The organism is Methylobacillus arboreus, assembly GCF_020532725.1.
Lineage (GTDB): Bacteria > Pseudomonadota > Gammaproteobacteria > Burkholderiales > Methylophilaceae > Methylobacillus > Methylobacillus arboreus.
On record NZ_JAJAVC010000012.1, the window covers coordinates 14,929 to 30,746 of the forward strand.

Annotated in this window: 22 protein-coding genes and 1 pseudogene; 20 read left to right on the top strand and 3 right to left on the bottom strand. The window is 50.9% G+C overall.

Annotated elements, in window-relative coordinates; genetic code table 11:
• Window positions 1–32 precede the first annotated feature (32 nt).
• The 20 genes from LG198_RS14130 to LG198_RS14225 all read left to right on the top strand — a co-directional run bounded on the left by LG198_RS14130 (window position 33) and on the right by LG198_RS14225 (window position 13,656).
• Window positions 33–407, top strand: coding sequence for a flagellar basal body rod protein FlgB (locus tag LG198_RS14130; protein WP_230343841.1), 375 nt, complete (start codon window positions 33–35; stop codon window positions 405–407).
• A complete protein-coding gene (gene flgC, locus LG198_RS14135; RefSeq protein WP_230343842.1) occupies window positions 407–838 on the top strand; it encodes a flagellar basal body rod protein FlgC in 432 nt (143 codons plus the stop codon). Before LG198_RS14130 ends, flgC begins: the two co-directional genes overlap by 1 nt.
• 1 nt (window position 839) lies before the next feature.
• The gene (gene fliE, locus LG198_RS14140; protein ID WP_230343843.1) at window positions 840–1,139 is read left to right on the top strand and encodes a flagellar hook-basal body complex protein FliE; all 300 of its coding nucleotides are present in this window, start codon (window positions 840–842) and stop codon (window positions 1,137–1,139) included.
• A gap of 29 nt (window positions 1,140–1,168) precedes the next feature.
• A complete protein-coding gene (gene fliF, locus LG198_RS14145; protein WP_268866898.1) occupies window positions 1,169–2,599 on the top strand; it encodes a flagellar basal-body MS-ring/collar protein FliF in 1,431 nt (476 codons plus the stop codon).
• Window positions 2,568–3,161, top strand: coding sequence for a hypothetical protein (locus tag LG198_RS14150; RefSeq protein WP_230343845.1), 594 nt, complete (start codon window positions 2,568–2,570; stop codon window positions 3,159–3,161). The genes fliF and LG198_RS14150 overlap by 32 nt, the downstream gene beginning before the upstream one ends.
• Window positions 3,149–3,928 (top strand): FliH/SctL family protein, encoded by a 780-nt coding sequence (locus tag LG198_RS14155; protein WP_230343846.1) that lies wholly within the window; start codon window positions 3,149–3,151, stop codon window positions 3,926–3,928. The genes LG198_RS14150 and LG198_RS14155 overlap by 13 nt, the downstream gene beginning before the upstream one ends.
• Complete coding sequence (locus tag LG198_RS14160) at window positions 3,915–5,255, top strand: FliI/YscN family ATPase (RefSeq protein WP_230343847.1); 1,341 nt, start codon at window positions 3,915–3,917, stop codon at window positions 5,253–5,255. Before LG198_RS14155 ends, LG198_RS14160 begins: the two co-directional genes overlap by 14 nt.
• Before the next feature lie 6 nt (window positions 5,256–5,261).
• A complete protein-coding gene (locus tag LG198_RS14165) occupies window positions 5,262–5,705 on the top strand; it encodes a flagellar export protein FliJ (RefSeq protein WP_230343848.1) in 444 nt (147 codons plus the stop codon).
• Window positions 5,706–5,707: 2 nt separating this feature from the next.
• Window positions 5,708–6,394 (top strand): hypothetical protein, encoded by a 687-nt coding sequence (locus LG198_RS14170; RefSeq protein ID WP_230343849.1) that lies wholly within the window; start codon window positions 5,708–5,710, stop codon window positions 6,392–6,394.
• Between the two features lie 3 nt (window positions 6,395–6,397).
• Window positions 6,398–6,811 carry a flagellar hook capping FlgD N-terminal domain-containing protein gene (locus tag LG198_RS14175; RefSeq protein ID WP_230343850.1) on the top strand — a complete coding sequence of 138 codons (414 nt, stop codon included), beginning with the start codon at window positions 6,398–6,400 and terminating at the stop codon, window positions 6,809–6,811.
• Window positions 6,812–6,819: 8 nt separating this feature from the next.
• Window positions 6,820–8,004 (top strand): flagellar basal-body rod protein FlgF, encoded by a 1,185-nt coding sequence (gene flgF, locus LG198_RS14180; RefSeq protein ID WP_230343851.1) that lies wholly within the window; start codon window positions 6,820–6,822, stop codon window positions 8,002–8,004.
• Window positions 8,004–8,780 (top strand): FliM/FliN family flagellar motor switch protein, encoded by a 777-nt coding sequence (locus LG198_RS14185; protein ID WP_230343852.1) that lies wholly within the window; start codon window positions 8,004–8,006, stop codon window positions 8,778–8,780. The genes flgF and LG198_RS14185 overlap by 1 nt, the downstream gene beginning before the upstream one ends.
• Window position 8,781: 1 nt before the next feature.
• A complete protein-coding gene (locus tag LG198_RS14190; RefSeq protein ID WP_230343853.1) occupies window positions 8,782–9,150 on the top strand; it encodes a FliM/FliN family flagellar motor switch protein in 369 nt (122 codons plus the stop codon).
• The gene (locus LG198_RS14195; protein ID WP_230343854.1) at window positions 9,147–9,566 is read left to right on the top strand and encodes a flagellar biosynthetic protein FliO; all 420 of its coding nucleotides are present in this window, start codon (window positions 9,147–9,149) and stop codon (window positions 9,564–9,566) included. Before LG198_RS14190 ends, LG198_RS14195 begins: the two co-directional genes overlap by 4 nt.
• Window positions 9,559–10,341: a flagellar type III secretion system pore protein FliP gene (gene fliP, locus LG198_RS14200; RefSeq protein WP_230343855.1), complete on the top strand. Its 783-nt coding sequence runs from the start codon at window positions 9,559–9,561 to the stop codon at window positions 10,339–10,341. Before LG198_RS14195 ends, fliP begins: the two co-directional genes overlap by 8 nt.
• Before the next feature lie 10 nt (window positions 10,342–10,351).
• Window positions 10,352–11,095 (top strand): sigma-70 family RNA polymerase sigma factor, encoded by a 744-nt coding sequence (locus LG198_RS14205; RefSeq protein WP_230343856.1) that lies wholly within the window; start codon window positions 10,352–10,354, stop codon window positions 11,093–11,095.
• Window positions 11,096–11,155: 60 nt separating this feature from the next.
• Entirely contained in the window at window positions 11,156–11,731 is a 576-nt protein-coding gene (locus tag LG198_RS14210; RefSeq protein WP_230343857.1) for a tetratricopeptide repeat protein, read from the top strand.
• An 18-nt stretch (window positions 11,732–11,749) separates the two neighbouring features.
• The gene (locus LG198_RS14215; protein ID WP_230343858.1) at window positions 11,750–12,124 is read left to right on the top strand and encodes a hypothetical protein; all 375 of its coding nucleotides are present in this window, start codon (window positions 11,750–11,752) and stop codon (window positions 12,122–12,124) included.
• Between the two features lie 89 nt (window positions 12,125–12,213).
• A complete protein-coding gene (locus LG198_RS14220) occupies window positions 12,214–12,507 on the top strand; it encodes a helix-turn-helix domain-containing protein (RefSeq protein WP_230343859.1) in 294 nt (97 codons plus the stop codon).
• A gap of 618 nt (window positions 12,508–13,125) precedes the next feature.
• The gene (locus LG198_RS14225; protein ID WP_230343860.1) at window positions 13,126–13,656 is read left to right on the top strand and encodes a hypothetical protein; all 531 of its coding nucleotides are present in this window, start codon (window positions 13,126–13,128) and stop codon (window positions 13,654–13,656) included.
• Between the two features lie 690 nt (window positions 13,657–14,346).
• Here the strand turns inward: LG198_RS14225 and LG198_RS14230 are convergent.
• From LG198_RS14230 to LG198_RS14240, 3 genes and pseudogenes are all read right to left on the bottom strand, one after another.
• Window positions 14,347–14,898, bottom strand: coding sequence for a hypothetical protein (locus LG198_RS14230; protein ID WP_230343861.1), 552 nt, complete (start codon window positions 14,896–14,898; stop codon window positions 14,347–14,349).
• Between the two features lie 27 nt (window positions 14,899–14,925).
• Window positions 14,926–15,135: a hypothetical protein gene (locus tag LG198_RS14235; RefSeq protein ID WP_230343862.1), complete on the bottom strand. Its 210-nt coding sequence runs from the start codon at window positions 15,133–15,135 to the stop codon at window positions 14,926–14,928.
• 97 nt (window positions 15,136–15,232) lie between these two features.
• A pseudogene (locus LG198_RS14240) lies at window positions 15,233–15,799 on the bottom strand (transposase); the annotation flags it as partial.
• Between the last annotated feature and the right edge of the window lie 19 nt (window positions 15,800–15,818).

Consider the following 15,818-nt stretch of genomic DNA (forward strand, 5'->3'; position numbering starts at 1 on the left):
CGAATAATGATTGATCAATCAAGGGGGGAAGCATGAATTTGGGAATCGGGGGCCTGACCTCCAGCGTTATTGGGATGGCGCTGGACGGCTTGTCGCTCAGGCATGAGGCAATTGCCAGCAATGTTGCCAATATCAATACGGCAGGGTATCGGCCCATCAAGGTCGGTTTTGAAGATCAGTTGGCGAGCGTAGTCACCGCTGCCAGGAGTAATCCTGCGGTTGCCGTATCCGCGATCACGCCGCATGTGGGACACGAGACGGTTGCGAACCCGGCATCCAGCGCCATGCGGCTGGACATGAATACCGTATTGCTCAATCAGAACACCTTGCAATACCAGGCATTGATCAGCGGGCTGGATAAGTATATGAGCACTATCGCCCTCGCAACCAATGACGGGAGGCGCTAATGGATTTTAGTCACTCATCCGCGATCAGCGCGGCAGGGATGGATGTGGAGCGGACCCGCCTGGACGTCGCGGCGATGAATCTCGCCAATGTGCATACATCACGCGCCTCTTACGGTGGGCCGTTTCGCCCGTTGCGTGTCGTGAATACGACAGCGCCGGTATTTTCCCAATCCTTGGCGCATGCCGGGCATTCCATGCTGCAGATTCCGTCCGCGCATGTGCAGCAAACCTATGCCGCGCCACGGTTGGTCTATGAACCGGGTCATCCTGACGCCAATGCAAAAGGATTCGTCGCCTATCCTGCCATAGACAATGTCAGCGAGATGGTCAACCTGATGACGGCAGTCAGGACCTATGAAGCCAACGTGGTGGCGATGAATGCGGCAAAATCCATGGCGCTGAAGGCCCTGGATATCGGAAGGGGAACGTAAGGTGGCGATCGAAACCATTTCATCCATATCTTCGCTGGAGCAGGCTGGCTTGTCTTCGGTCATGCCAGGCGGCAATAGCCAGCAAGCGTTTTCTACGCAGTTGTTGGCCGAGTTCAACCAGGTCAACCAGAAAATGTTGCATGCCGAAGCAACCCTACAGGATTTTGCTGCCGGCAAGTCCGGCAATATCCACCATGTGATGTTGGCATTGGAAGATGCCAAGTTGTCATTCCAGTTGTTGGCCCAGGTGCGTAATAAATTGCTTGAAGGCTATCAAGAAGTTCTGCGGATGCAGATATAAGTGAATCGAGGTTTATTTTGCTGGATCAGTTGAGAAATCAATGGCAACAGTCTTCATTGGCAAAGCGTTTTGTCGTATTGCTCGGGTTGTTTGCAGTAGTTGCACTGTTGGCAGGCGGCACCTATTGGTCGTTCAAGGAAGATTACCAGGTTCTGTTTTCTGACCTTAACGGTCAGGATGCATCTGCGATGGTAGCCGAGCTTGACCGATTGAAAGTGCCCTATAAGCTTGCGGATGATGGCGCCACAATTTTGGTTGAGGCGAATGAAGTTTACAAGACCAGGCTGAAATTGATGGGTAAGGGGCTTAACCTCAATGGCTCAGTCGGGTTCGAGATATTCAATAACTCCGAATTCGGCATGACTGAATTTGCGCAGAAGGTGAATTACCAACGTGCATTGCAGGGTGAGCTGGCAAGAACCATCATGGCGTTTGACGAGGTCAAGGCTGCCAGAGTGCATCTGGTATTGCCGGAATCGGGATTGTTCCGGCGTCAGAATTCAAAACCCAAAGCGTCGGTCAGCATACATCTCAAGGATGGCAATACGCTTTTGCCAGAGCAGGTATTTGGGATACAGCGCCTGGTGGCGGCCTCCGTTGCTGACATCACACCTGCGGAAGTGACGGTCGTTGACCATCACGGTATTGCCGTGACGAAACAGATAGTGGGGCCTCAGGCCGAGGCCGCTCTTCATGAACGCCTGGATATCAAGAAACAGCTTGAAGACTACATGGCGCGCAAGGTCGTGAATGTCGTTGATCGTGTCTTCGGACCGGGTAAAGCCATCGTGAGCGTGGATGTCACATTGAATTACGACCAGGTCAAGGTGACGCGCGAAGACGTGGTACCTTTGCCAGAAACCTCGGGACAAGAGGTCGGCGCCGTTGTCCGGCGCAAGGAAAGCATCCAGGGCGAAGAACAATGGGATAGCGTCAACAATATCCAGACCCAGGAAAGAGCCAACAGGTGGATGCCCAATTCAACGCAGACGGAGGTTGAATATCTCAACAGCAAGCGGGTGGAGCAGGTGCTGTCTGCCCCAGGCAATGTCGCGCGGATTAATGTCGGTGTATTGGTGCCGGAAACCGAGGACAAGGTCAAACTGGCGAAGCTGAAAGAGATGGTCTCCATGGTGGCAGGCATTGATGCTGGCAGGGGCGATGGCGTTGTGGTGTACGGTGTCGACATGATGCAGGCGCAAGCAGTGCCGGAAAGCACAGATAACGTCAGCGGGAGTGATGCCGAAGAGTGGGCTGGGCAAGAGGCTGTACAGACGCAGAAAGGTCAACCCAGCGCCATCGAGGTTTGGCAATGGATAGCCGGATTGGTGGTGATACTGCTGGCGGGGATTGCCTTGATGCAGTCCAGGAAACCACAAAGGTCCAGGTTGACCGCCGCCCAGCGATCGCAGCTATTGGCTGAGCTGAATGAGTGGGTCAATCATGCAAGGCAGCCTTGATATGGCAGACCAGGTGGATATTTCCCGCAGACTGGTCCTGAAGCTGCACACCCTGCATGAGGAAGACAGGGCGTGGCTGCTGGACCAATTGCCTCAAGATGAACGCACCACGCTTCAAGCATTGCTCAACGAGTTGAGCGAGCTGGGTATACAACTGGAGCCCGAGGATATTGAGCAAATTTCCTCCCAACCGGTGGTAAAAACGCAAGCAGAGTTAGAAGCCGATGCGGCGGATATCCAGGTGATCAACCGCGCCACACTATCTCAAATCGATATCGTGTTTGACGGCGAGCCTGCCGTATTGATGAATCAATTATTGGCATTGTATCCATGGGCGTGGAGAGGCGATTGGCAGCAGCGCAGGCGCGAGATGGGGCTTTCGCCCGATTTCAAGGCTGTTCAGGCGACTCAGGCGGTACAACGTGCCTTGCTCAAGGCTGTCGCTGACCAATTGCGAAACCAGGAGCTGTTGTTCGAACAGCCTTTCTTGATCAGCGGCACTCAGCAATCTTTGCAGGCACATGGTTCCGGATGGAAAAGGTTTCTGCCATGGGCGCAGTAGTCAAATCACCGCGCTTGACTGATGTGGCAGAGCTGGTTTCTCCTTTTGAGCAAGCATCATCGCAAAAAACAGAGCAGCCCTCCGTGACTTCCCTGGAAGCCGAGAATGTATTGGGGCCGTCGACCGTCGGGACTCCTGGCGCAGTTTCTGAAGAAGTCTCCCAGGAAATTGCTGGAGAGGCGCATCGGCAGCCACAGCATGCAGTTGAGCTTGCAGGAGCGCCAGAAGCATCGCGTGCCATTTCTCCAGAGAAGCTGGCAGAGCTTGAAGAGGATGCGCGGCAAGAGGGGTTCAGGAAAGGATATGAAGAAGGCAAGGCTTTGGCTCAGGATGAGTTTTTGGCTGGCCTGGAAGCCTTGGGCGCATTGCTGGATGCTGGCAAGGTCTCTCTTAGTGATGTTCTGGGCAAGCAGCATGGATTGATTGCATCGATTGTTTTTGAAGCCGTTTGCAAAATCATCGGGGAGAAACTCAGCTCGCAGGAAACATGCAGGGAAGTGCTGGAACACCTGATGCGCGGGCTACAGGAAGGGGAGGTCGCATGTTTGCAGATATCCGAGCGTGATTTCCAGGCAATCAAGTCTTCCTCATTGTTGCAGGAAGATACGCTGTTGTCGTCAATCAAGCTCGAACCCAGCGCCGATGTCGCGCTGGGCGGCTGCATCGTCAAGCTGCATGATGGCTTGATCGATGCCCGTATCGAAACGCAACTTAAGCAATTGGCCCAGACGCTCACGGAAATGGCGAGGCTGGATGAACGCCATTAGCCAAGCATGGGGCAATTACCTCGAGCGCCTGCATCATCAGGACTTTTGCGTGTCTACGGGACGCGTGACGAAAGTGAGCAGCCTGGTGATTGAGGCATCGGGAGTCCGGGGCTTTATTGGGGATTTGTGCCGGATCCAGAATCCGGCACGCCGTTCCACGCCGTGCCTTGCGGAGGTGGTGGGACTGCGCGGTAAAACGACTTTGTTGATGCCCTATGGGGAAACGAAAGGCATCAGCCTGGACAGCGAGGTCTTGGCGTTGGGCAATGCAGCGACTGTCAAGGTAGGCAATGGCCTCATGGGCCGTGTCATCGATCCGTTTGGAAAACCGCTGGATTCCAAGCCCTTGTACCTTACCGATACTATGCCGCTGCGAGGTGCTGCGCATAACCCATTGGACAGGGCGCCCATCATCGAGGTGCTGGAAACCGGCATCCAGGCGATTGATACTTTCCTGCCGCTGGGGAAAGGGCAGCGGGTCGGCATCTTTGCGGGGAGCGGTGTAGGTAAAACCACCCTGCTGGGCATGATTGCAAAGCATTCGACAGCGCAAGTGAATGTAATAGCGCTGATCGGCGAGCGCGGCCGCGAAGTGCGCGATTTCATTGATCACACACTGGATAGCGAAACCCTTGCCCGCTCAATCGTGGTGGTCGCCACTTCCGACCAACCTGCCCTGGTGAGAGAGCTGGCCGCGCATACAGCCACTGCCATTGCAGAATATTTTTGCGCGCAATCAAAGCAAGTGCTGTTGATCATGGATTCAGTCACCAGGTTTGCCATGGCCCACCGCGAAATCGGCCTGGCGGCAGGCGAGCCCGCAACGGCGCGCGGATATACGCCATCCGCATTTGCAGCATTGCCCAAGTTGCTGGAACGTGCCGGCAATTTTACGAACAAAGGCTCGATTACGGGCATATATACGGTGCTGGTGGAAGGGGATGACCTGCATGAACCTGTTTCCGACAACATGCGGGCCATCCTGGATGGACATATCGTGTTGTCCCGGGAACTTGCGAACCACGGGCATTATCCCGCGATAGATCTACTGGCCAGCATCAGCCGACTTTCATCCGAGCTCTGGAGCGACAAGGAGCGCCAACTGGTCCGCAAGCTGTTGCGCCTGATGAGCGTATATGCCCGCCACCAGGACATGATCGAGATTGGCGCCTATAAAGCGGGTTCAAATGCAGAGCTGGACCAGGCCATTCTCTTGTATCCATTGATTGAGAAATTCTTGACCCAGGACATAGATGCCATTCAGCCTAGGGAGCAGCAATTCAGGCAGTTGGCAGCGATTGCCGAACAAGTGGGGATAGCTCTGTAGCGCATCATGGAAATTGACAAGATACAACGCTTGATTGCCATCAAGACAGAACACCTGAATGCGCTCAGGCAAGACATGCGTCAGCTCGACATGCTGCATGCGAGTGTCCGGCAACAACATGATGCTGCTTTGAAGGATTACCAGGATTATGCCGCACAAATACTGGTGCTGGAGAACCGTCAATATTCCTCTGCAACCGAGATGATGGATCGACGGCGCTATGTCGTGCAATTGCACCAAGTGGCGGAACAGGCAAGACAGGCGTTGGAAAATGTCCAGCAACAGCAGGATTTGGCGAAGGAAACCCTGATGCAATCCTATACCGAGGTGAAGTCACTTGAGTTGCTGGCAGAACGCCAGCAAGCGTCACTATTGCAGGAGGAACGGCGCAAAATGTTTGTATTGGCCGATGATGAGCAAATGTTGCGTTACATGGCGAGGGCAGATTGATCATGTCATATATTGGGCAGTCATATGTCAATGACAGGAGCAACGCCGGGCAATTTGCTTCAAACAATAACGTTACCCATCAACAGGCATGGTTGCGTGTGATGGAACAGTCCGGCTTGTATGAGGCGTTGCAGAAAACGCAAGTGGTGCAGGCCAGCGTACAGAATGCTGAGGCTGATGCGATGGCAATGCCCTCGAAGGCTGCGGGAAAACCACAAGAAATCGCTGATCTTATAGCTGAGCATGGCGGTAATACGCCTGTTCCTCAACCTGCGGAGCAGATAGAAACATTGGTCAACCATCCTGCTTATGTATCCAATATTGCAGGCGTGAAGGCGATGGTGTCGGCTTTGAGCGTAGTCAGTGTGCCTAATTTAAACAGTGAACCGGGCGTGTTATCGAGCAACGGCAATGTGCAACGAACAGCAGTGCCTTTTACTGAAGCTACACGGGTATTGAATGAATGGGCATTGCGCAATATCGCAATACTCCAGGGGAAGCAAGGGGTCGAGGTCTGGATACGCGATGCCCGGCTGGGAAAAGAGCAGGCTTCCAGGCTCAATGAAGTGCTGGGTGAAATCCGCGGACAGATGGGATTGCTCGGCGCGAATCTGGTCAAGGTGATGCTTAATGGCAAGCAGGTGTTTGCCAAAGTATTGTCAGCAAACAATCCAACGGTTGGGGGGTAACAAATGGCAGTGGATTTTATTGGCGGCACGACCGCAGAACAACAAACGACCGCAGTGCAGCAGTCGACGCTGGGCCAGGAAGAGTTTTTACGCATCCTGCTGACCCAGTTGCAATACCAGGATCCATTGAAGCCCTTGGATAACCAGCAGTTCATTGCCCAGATGGCGCAGTTCACTTCGCTCGCCCAGACCTCGGAAATGAACGATCGCATCGATACATTGCTGACGATCCAGGCGGCGACGCAGTCGATCGGGCTGATCGGGAAGACAGTGGAAATCCAGACGGCTGCCAATACCGCAGTCGGTACAGTGACATCGCTGGCGTTTTCTGAAGGGCAGCCCAGCCTGACGATTCGCACCAGCGAGGGCGAGTTGCGGACCGGCATTCGTTTGTCGCAAGTCAACGTGGTCAGGTAGGAGGCATCATGTTGGATTCCATTTATATCGGCATGAGCGGATTGACCAGTTTCTCCAAGGGGCTTTCCAATATCAGTAACAACGTTGCGAACTTGAACACCGTCGGTTTCAAGAGTTCCGAGTTGGAGTTTCTTGATCTGTTCTACCGCACCCAATACGGCGGCGCAAACTCACAAGGCCTGCCTTATTCCCAAGGCAGCGGGGTGAAGGCGGGCGCCAGCTATTCCAAGTTTACCCAGGGGGATTTCAGGCAGACAGGAAACAGCCTCGATGCCGCCATTGATGGCAATGGTTTCTTTATCCTGCAGCAGGACGGCAAATTATCCTATACCCGCTCCGGCCAGTTTACCTTTGACGACAGTGGCTACCTGATTTCCCGGGAAGGCGGCGCCAGGGTGCTTGGCTTCAATAACGGAGCATTGTCCGAGATCAATATTGCCGGCAAGCGTAGTTCTGCGCCTGTAGCCACTACCAACCTGACTTTTACAGACTCCTTGTCGAATAGCTCGACCACCTATGATGTATCGAACATCACGATTTACGACTCTCTCGGCGCTGCCCACACGCTGACATTGACGTTGACCAACAACACGGCAAATGAGCCCGGCGAGTGGACGTTCAGGTTGATGGAGGGGGCGACAGAAGTGACAAGCGGGGCTTTCCGATATCAAGGGAGCGGAGTGTCCAGCCCTGGTCACGACCGCCATACCTTCACCTACAATCCCGGCAATGGCGCCATGACCACGTTTATTACCCTGGATGCCTCGGGAACCAATTTCTTCTCCAGCAGCGCTTCCTCCATGAGGCTGCAATCGCAAAACGGCAGCCCTGCCGGATATCTGACCACTACCACCCTTGATAGCGACGGGTTCATTACGCTTGGCTATTCGAACGGCAAGTCGGTGAAGGCGGATCAACTGGGACTTGCATTCTTCACCAACCCTGATTCATTACAGGCTGAAGGAAGCAACAGATTCTTTGCCACTGCAAACAGCCAGCGTGCGTTGGGGGCTCCAGGCGAGGGTTCTCTGGGCAGGCTCCGCACCAATGGCGTGGAGTTGTCCAATGTCGACCTGGCGCAACAGTTCAGCGAGTTGATCGTGGTGCAGCGCGGTTACCAGGCCTCGTCCCAGGTGATTACCGCGGCAAACGAAATGATCCAGCAGCTTGGCGAGATCAGGGGGCGTAGATAATGCCAGTTGCGTTACCGTTCCGGTTGATTGCCGCATCAGGTCGTGTTGCGGTTGAGGAAACCCTGAAAGCAGTCTTCAGTGATTGGAGCAAGGCTTGGCTGGGTGAGGATGCCAAGTGCTCATATGCCGTCGATAGCGATAGTGCCATTGGGCCGGATGATGAATGGTTGATCGTAGGCAATGCTCCCGAGTCCTGGGTGGCATGGAACCTTGCAGATAGTCAAGGCCGGGAGCTGGTGTCTGCCATGATGAAGCAAAGTAGTGGCCTCTCTTCAAAACCAAGCCCATTGACGAGTGCCTTGCGGCAGGAGGCCCTGCTGGATTTGTTCCGGCGCATCCAGACCTTGTCTTCCCATGAGCTCGCACAGCAATACCAGGGAGAAAAAAGGCAATTGCGCACAGGGTATGGCAGCGGCGTAGTGCACTTGCAAATATCGGGTATCTTGGGCCAGCAGGAATTGCTGATCGGCGGGGCGGTTGCCGAAGCACTGGGCGCATTCAAACCGACGAGGTCACCTCATGCGCAAGCGATGGTTCAGCGTGGGCGGACCCTGGGTCGATATGTTGCGCATCTTGAGGTGCTGGCAGGGCAGGCGGAAATTACCGTTCAAGACTTGTCCGGCATCGAAGTCGGGGATGTGATTCGTCTCTCGGCAAAAAGCGCGGATGCCCTCTTGGTGAGGTCCTTGACTGGCAAACAACCTGTCGCCAAAGCTTATCTGGGCCTGCAGGGAAACCATAAGGCAATTCAATTTCTAGAAAAAGTAGGAAAGTAGCATGAGTAAACAACAAGCGGCTGAACTGCAGGCCGAACACGAGATACCTTCAGCCAAAGCCGTCAATTTGAAACCGGTGCAGGAAGTCGCAAAAACCGGCAACAAATTGCTGGAGGGCAATTTTTCCATCATTGCCGGCCTGAAGGTCACGGTCGAAGTGGTGGTGGGCTCAGCGGAGCTGACCGTCGACGAACTCTTCGCATTGGAGAAAGGCTCGACCTTCAGCCTGGACCAACTGCACAATGCGCCTTTGATCGTCAGGCTGGATGGCAACCCGATCGCTACCGGCAGCCTTGTCGTCATTGAGGAGAATTTCGGCATCAAGATCGATGAAATCCTGGCTGCGGCAGCGGTTGCAACTTCCAAATGAAGCGTTTTCTCATCATGGCATGCTTGTTGGCCAATATCGGCTTCATGCATGCTGGGGTCGCTGCAAATGCCGAAGAGCTATCCGTGCCAGCCAAGCCGATTCCCTTCAAGGCCACTGATAGTCCCCTGGAAACCCATGGTTCAAGAGTGGGGTGGATAGTCATTGGGTTCCTCTTGGTGGCGTGGGGAGCTGCTTATTACCTGAAGCGTAAAAACCCCAAGGCGGCGCTGCAACTATTGGGACGTACTTCAGAAGAACTGAGGATTCTCGACAAAGTCAGGCTCAATCATCGCAGCCATTTGTACGTGGTTGAATTCGACAACCGGAAAGTACTGGTGGGCCAGGCGGGCGACAGGCTGGTCACCCTTGCCGAGTCCCAGGCCAAGGCGGCAGAAGAGGGCGGGCCGGGTGTTTAAAACATTGCTGTCGCCATTGGCTGCCCTAGGCAAGTACATCGCCATTGCAGTAGTGCTACTGCTGCCGTCGCTTGCTTTTGCCGCGCAGGAATCCGCAGCGATTGCGGATTTCCTCAATCAAGGCACGCAGGTTTCTGCCCAAGGTACGGACTTATCCTCTGCCATCCGCATCCTGGTGCTGCTCACGGCCCTGAGCCTGATACCTGCATTGCTGATTGCCACCACCTCCTTCCTGCGCATCATCGTCGTGCTTTCCATGCTGCGCCATGCCATCGGCATGCAGGATACGCCGCCGAACGCCGCATTGATCAGTATTGCCATCTTCCTGACCTTGTTTTCAATGCAGCCGGTCTGGAAAGAGGTCAACCAGCAGGCCTGGCTGCCATTCCAGCAGCAGCAGATAACCCTGGACAAGGCTGTGGATGCCGCCGTGCATCCCATCCAGGATTTCATGATCCGGCAAACGCGCGAAGCCGATCTTGCGCTCATGATGGATCTTTCTGGCGCTGCACAGCCTGAAACCGCGGAAGACATCGGACTGTTGCAACTGATCCCGGCGTTCATGCTGAGCGAATTGAGGGCCGCATTCCAGGTGGGGTTCATGATCTTCCTACCATTTCTGCTGATTGACCTCATCATTGCCAGCGTGCTGACATCGCTTGGGATGATGATGGTGCCGCCCATGACTATTTCCCTGCCGTTGAAAGTGCTGATGTTCATCCTCATCGATGGCTGGAACCTGGTCGTGAAGTCCCTGATGAGCAGTTTCTATTGACGGTAATGCGATGGGGCTCCCGGCATATCAGCAAGAGCATGAGCTCATGGAGTGGAAGGAGTTTCTCCTTCACCGCTCGATAGCAGTGCGGGAGCGGTTGATTAATCGCTACGAGGGCTTTGCCAACATCCTGGCGGCCAAACTATATGGCAACCGCCAAATCGACGAAGTCGAGTTTGAAGAGTATAAGCAATATGCCCTGATCGGCCTGATCGAATCGGTAGACCGTTACGACCCAGGCCAGGGGGCCAGCTTCAAGACCTATGCAAGCTACAGGATCAAGGGCGCCATCTTGAATGGCATAGAAAAGCACAACGAAAAACAGCAACAGATCACGGCCAGCGCCCGTATCAAGGAAGAGCGGATGCAGTCGTTGCTGCATGAAGCAACGGCAGGGCAGTCGCCAGGAGATGACCCATTCATGCGCCTGGTCGATATCGCGCTGGGAGTGGCAATCGGCTATATGCTGGAAGATTCCGGCATGTACCAGGCCGGGGAGGAGGTACAGCAATCCGGCGTCTACAAAAGCCGTGAGCTGCAAGACCTCATGCGCGTCGTGGATGCGCTGGTAGGTACATTGCCGGAGCAGGAAGAAAAAATCATCCGCCTGCATTACTACCAGCAAATGCGCTTCGACCATATTGCAGAAAAACTCAACCTCAGCAAGGGACGCATTTCACAATTGCATCATCGCGCATTGCAACGGCTATATGAGCATTATGACGAACTCAAGCTATTGCGCACCGAATACTAGCGCGGCATCAGCAACTGCATAGAAACCAATGACCAAAGACACCAACATCGGGAGGCCACAATGAATCAATTTACCAACCTGACACAAGACGAACTGCTCCACCTCGCCATTGAATCCATCAGAAAAGGCGAGCATGGAGCGGCCATTTCCTACCTGAAAGAAGGGGTAGAGCGCTTCCCGGAGGATGGCAAGCTGGCCTATATCCTCGGCGCGGAATTTGCGCAGATCGGACTCTATGACAAGGCCGAACTCGAAATGGCGCGTGCCGTCACGCTTGATCCTGAGCTCTACACTGCCTCATTCCAACTCGGCCTGTTGCAGATGACCCTGGGTAAGGTCACGGAAGCCAAGCAAAGCTGGCGAAAGCTGGATGAATTGCCGGAGCAGCATGCGCTGCACCTGTTCAAGACCGGCCTGGAGCACTTGGCAGCAGGGGAGTATCAGCAGGCGAGGGCCGCGCTTGAGCAAGGCATTGCAGTCAATGACTTTAGCCCAGACCTCACCCGTGATATGCAGAACGTGTTGCTATCCTTGCCGGATAACCAGCAGGAAGCAGTGCCAGAACTTGAAAATGCAGAGCCTGCGGGTGGCCATGCCTGGCTTTCGGCATACAATAGCGAAGATAAGCCCAACTAAGGTTCAAGCAGCAGATTCATGGATCCACTATCTCCACTGGATGGCATTGCCGAACTCATCCGCCGCAAGGTGGCGGCAGAGTCGCTTAACAAAGGCCAATTCCAGGCGCTCGGCAAAGCAGGCCAAAGCCAGGCCAAGACTACGCAATCAGACAAACCGAATGCCGATGCCATCAAACACAAGGTCGTCACGCAAATCAAGGGGATCAGCGGGGATGACCCTAAACGCAGCCATAAGGCTGTTACCTTGTTCGTAGAGAACATTTTGGCTTGGCAATTTGGCGACGAATTGCGAAATGACCCTGGATTTTCTGAGCTGGTGGAAAATGTAGTAGAGGTCTTGGAGAAAGAGCCTGCCATCGTGCAGCAACTCATCGCATTGACCAAACCTTAATGCATGAATCCAGCTTTAATAAAGTTAAAGTTTGCAATTGAGGGCAAAAAATCACATAATATCCTCATAAACAAACAAGTTTGATTGCCATGCGTGAAATTACCCCAGAAAGCCTGCCCCGTCCTGTCCTGGAGTTCACTTATGCCACCGGCATCCTGATCGCCGATATCCGCAAGCGTAAAGGCATGACCCAGAAAGAACTGGCAGAGGTCTCAGGTATCGGGCGCAACACCTTGGTGGAAATTGAAAAAGGTTCTCCCAAAGTGCAGATGGCGCATTGGCTCAGTGTGCTATATCAACTGGATTTGCTCAGGTTCATTTCCTCATGGCCTGGTCTGGAACTAGCCCAGCTCTTGGATAAGAAGGGGCAGAAGAAAGCATAGCATGACCATTACGCGTACTGAACCGGTCTGGATTTTCGAAATTCCCTACTGATCAAGTATATGAGCAATACAAGAACCGTACACGATAGTTGAGACATTTTTGATGTTATCAAACATACAACTGGCTACAACATCATCAATGTTAGGGAGCACCGTGGCACAGACTGCCAGAACTTATACCTTCAGATTTACAGCACCTGCGTGCCGAGCCTCTCGCAAACCCAATAGAACTGTATAAGGTTATTCTTTCGATAGGGCAATCCGAGCCGCTAACTATAAAAACATCATTCGCCTCTTCGAAGAAGGCTTTAGAGATTGATGACATCTTTTCGGAGAATCATTGTGCCTTAGCAGTATTGGCCGTCATGCAAACCAATATTCTATTGGCGTAAACCGAAGCACAAATCGCATTATTATGGGATAGAGCTTCCTTCTCGGGCAACTATACTCGCGCCCTTATTGCACAAGTGAGTGGCAATACAGATGAAGCGAATCAAATCATTGATGCAATTTTTGATAGTCCATATATCATTAACAACATTCTGGAAATGGGTCAAATTTTTTGCAAATTAGCTAAAGCAACATATACTCATAGATTGTGAAAGTGTTAGGGTTATAATGGTTAAAGTTATTGATGATTTTCTGTCAAAAGATGAACTAGATAGGGTTTTATTTGAGCTAAAAACCCCCATAGAGACTCACGCAGCAAAAAAAATTGTTACGAATGATGACTATGATAGAAGCTATGACAACGCACCGGCTAAAGTAGAGTTTTTCGATTCTGATTACATACATTGCGTATTTAGCAAAAAGTTGGGTATTGAATTGGATAGAAACTTTCAGCGCTTAAGAACCACATATAAAAGCGATGATCCTAGACCTAATCCACCACACCAAGATCTTAAAACACCCCATATAACTATTGTATGGTATTTATATGATAGCGACGGTGATTTATTTATATATAACGAACAACAACCATCAGAAGTTTTTTCTGTTTTAACTTCAGTTACACCACTAGCTAATAAATTAGTCTACTTTGATGGTAGTCACTATCACTCAGGCAATACGCCCAAAAGCTATGCAAAAAGAGTTGTTTTAAACTTGCATAGTTTAAACAACGATGAAAGTCACCTATTTATTGATTAAGAGCGTTCAGAATGGATTAGAAATTGTGTCTGCACAAATACATCCTAGCCCAACCTGTGCTGGGGTGCACTCATCTAGATTATTCGAAGTTTTCCAATCGTAAATTAAGTATTATTGCAAATTCAATCTGACAGGTACTGCGTTTTTTCAAGTATTTTTTTATTAGATTCTCACTATTCTAGATTTTACCCTAATATGCACTTTCATTAATGAAAGATAGCTTCATTAGAGCCTTACCCGCCCGGGAATTTTCTACCATTGGAAACTAGAGATTCAGGCCATGGTTGTTAAGTCATTGCTCAGGTTACTCACGAACTGTCCTGAGTTCAGGCAGTTCAGGCTAGAGTGGGGCGATTCAGTTGTGTCATATTGGCCGTACTGGATTCAGTTCATATTTTACTGCGGCTTGACAGGGAAGCTTACGCTTGGACGTCATTGACGTAGTAGATATTGCGCTTGCCCAAGTACGCCGTATTTTTATGTTCTTACATGCGGCGCTGCAAGCGATACGAGCTACGAGCTGGAAACCTTGATAGTTGTTATTGCGGAGAATCAGCATTCTCCAGACAATCGAGTGTGAACTATCCCGTTAATATCTGACACCTCCTCTAGTATTGTCTACTATTTCAATAGTGTCCGATATTAACGGGATAGTTCAGTCTGACCCCTTTGATTTCGGGGAGATTACCTTTACTTACGTTCAACACCATTAATATTATCTATAACAAAACCTGCAATACAACCTCTTCCTCTGGTAATTAACTTATCGCCTCCACGCAAACTAAGTTGTTCTAACATTTCATTCTTTAAAACAAAAGAGGCCTCATTATTATTTATGTCAACTACATACAATTTACTTAATTTTCTAAAGGTTTTTGCATAAGGTTCTACTCTTATCAATTTATACTCATGGATCGCAAACTCTGAGGCTATGAAATCAGAAGCAATTGGAGTTGTAAGTGACAATCCCCTACCAACTAGTATGGGAAAAATAAGACTAGATACTACAAAAGCCAACTTCCCTCCTATTGACAGTCTTTGAAAAAAAGACTTAGTCTCATTTTTTTCAAACCTATGCTGGAATATCACAAAACATACATATATTAAAAACAAGACTCCATAACTTACAATCATTTCCGTTAAATACTTATTTTGATAGATAAAAGAAATTGAAACAGATATTGGAGTAATCCAGCATAAAATTCCGAATACCACTAAAAATAATTTAAATAGTTTAGGCATTAAAAACTTTCATTATAAAGCGGAAAATTATTTATTTTGTACATACTCTTTACCATTAAACTTTAAAATCCCATTTTTATATGTAGACTTCACATAATCAGAGCCGCCATTAAATTCGTACTCCCAGAGAAAAATACCCCCCCCCGATAATACCACCTGCAATTGCTCCATACGGCCCTGCCCAAGATAATGATATAGCACCAACTGAAACCGACGCTCCCAATCCAAGCGTGCCATAAGTCGCACTTGCTGTACTTCCAACGAAGGTCTCAAACTTTGTATTAATTGGCGCTTTATATGTATCTATTATTGAATAATAGGGGACAGACCACGTTTATTCGCTAGGAGATACCTTAAATGGCCTACCAGCTTTACCTCGTAATACTCGTCTCTTCAATGCCTCTGAAATCTGATCTGCAAAGCTCGTGTCTCCCAACACATAATTACCATGAGTGGCTTGTCGTATTTCATCCACCAGCTTTGGATCAAGTTCATACCGGAATAGCTCTCGATAGGCCGCTTGCCTTGCTTCATCATCTAGCCCCAAGCTTTTATATATAGCATGTGATGAAACCAACTGACTAGACTCACCTTGTGCATTAGTGCGATAGCTACTCCATCTATAGTCCGCAGGGTGCTCTACCATATTCGCTCGTACCGGGTTAAGTTCTATGTAACGCTGGCAAGCGAGAAGATAGGTTTCTGCCTGGGTCGGGCAGGACTTGTAGCGTCCTTCCCACAAAGTGCCACTGCGTTTATAGGTACGGTTAATGTATTGCACATAACGTTGCCCCAGCGCTTTCATCATCCCGCTTATGGCTTCTGTTTTAATTGATGAAACCAAAAGATGTACATGATTTGTCATTAACACATAAGCATGTAGTTGGCAGCCGGTTTCATTGGCATAGTCTTTTAGCTAA

Excerpts from the sequence above, each read along its gene's own strand:
- flgC (WP_230343842.1), top strand. The coding sequence starts at position 407 with ATGGATTTTAGTCACTCATCCGCGATCAGCGCGGCAGGGATGGATGTG.
- LG198_RS14205 (WP_230343856.1), top strand. The coding sequence starts at position 10,352 with ATGGGGCTCCCGGCATATCAGCAAGAGCATGAGCTCATGGAGTGGAAG.
- LG198_RS14190 (WP_230343853.1), top strand. The coding sequence starts at position 8,782 with ATGAGTAAACAACAAGCGGCTGAACTGCAGGCCGAACACGAGATACCT.
- LG198_RS14210 (WP_230343857.1), top strand. The coding sequence starts at position 11,156 with ATGAATCAATTTACCAACCTGACACAAGACGAACTGCTCCACCTCGCC.
- LG198_RS14160 (WP_230343847.1), top strand. The coding sequence starts at position 3,915 with ATGAACGCCATTAGCCAAGCATGGGGCAATTACCTCGAGCGCCTGCAT.
- LG198_RS14215 (WP_230343858.1), top strand. The coding sequence starts at position 11,750 with ATGGATCCACTATCTCCACTGGATGGCATTGCCGAACTCATCCGCCGC.
- LG198_RS14150 (WP_230343845.1), top strand. The coding sequence starts at position 2,568 with ATGAGTGGGTCAATCATGCAAGGCAGCCTTGATATGGCAGACCAGGTG.
- LG198_RS14185 (WP_230343852.1), top strand. The coding sequence starts at position 8,004 with ATGCCAGTTGCGTTACCGTTCCGGTTGATTGCCGCATCAGGTCGTGTT.
- LG198_RS14225 (WP_230343860.1), top strand. The coding sequence starts at position 13,126 with ATGGTTAAAGTTATTGATGATTTTCTGTCAAAAGATGAACTAGATAGG.
- LG198_RS14165 (WP_230343848.1), top strand. The coding sequence starts at position 5,262 with ATGGAAATTGACAAGATACAACGCTTGATTGCCATCAAGACAGAACAC.
- LG198_RS14230 (WP_230343861.1), bottom strand. The coding sequence starts at position 14,898 with ATGCCTAAACTATTTAAATTATTTTTAGTGGTATTCGGAATTTTATGC.
- LG198_RS14155 (WP_230343846.1), top strand. The coding sequence starts at position 3,149 with ATGGGCGCAGTAGTCAAATCACCGCGCTTGACTGATGTGGCAGAGCTG.
- LG198_RS14235 (WP_230343862.1), bottom strand. The coding sequence starts at position 15,135 with ATGGCACGCTTGGATTGGGAGCGTCGGTTTCAGTTGGTGCTATATCAT.
- LG198_RS14130 (WP_230343841.1), top strand. The coding sequence starts at position 33 with ATGAATTTGGGAATCGGGGGCCTGACCTCCAGCGTTATTGGGATGGCG.
- LG198_RS14220 (WP_230343859.1), top strand. The coding sequence starts at position 12,214 with ATGCGTGAAATTACCCCAGAAAGCCTGCCCCGTCCTGTCCTGGAGTTC.
- LG198_RS14170 (WP_230343849.1), top strand. The coding sequence starts at position 5,708 with ATGTCATATATTGGGCAGTCATATGTCAATGACAGGAGCAACGCCGGG.
- flgF (WP_230343851.1), top strand. The coding sequence starts at position 6,820 with ATGTTGGATTCCATTTATATCGGCATGAGCGGATTGACCAGTTTCTCC.
- LG198_RS14195 (WP_230343854.1), top strand. The coding sequence starts at position 9,147 with ATGAAGCGTTTTCTCATCATGGCATGCTTGTTGGCCAATATCGGCTTC.
- LG198_RS14175 (WP_230343850.1), top strand. The coding sequence starts at position 6,398 with ATGGCAGTGGATTTTATTGGCGGCACGACCGCAGAACAACAAACGACC.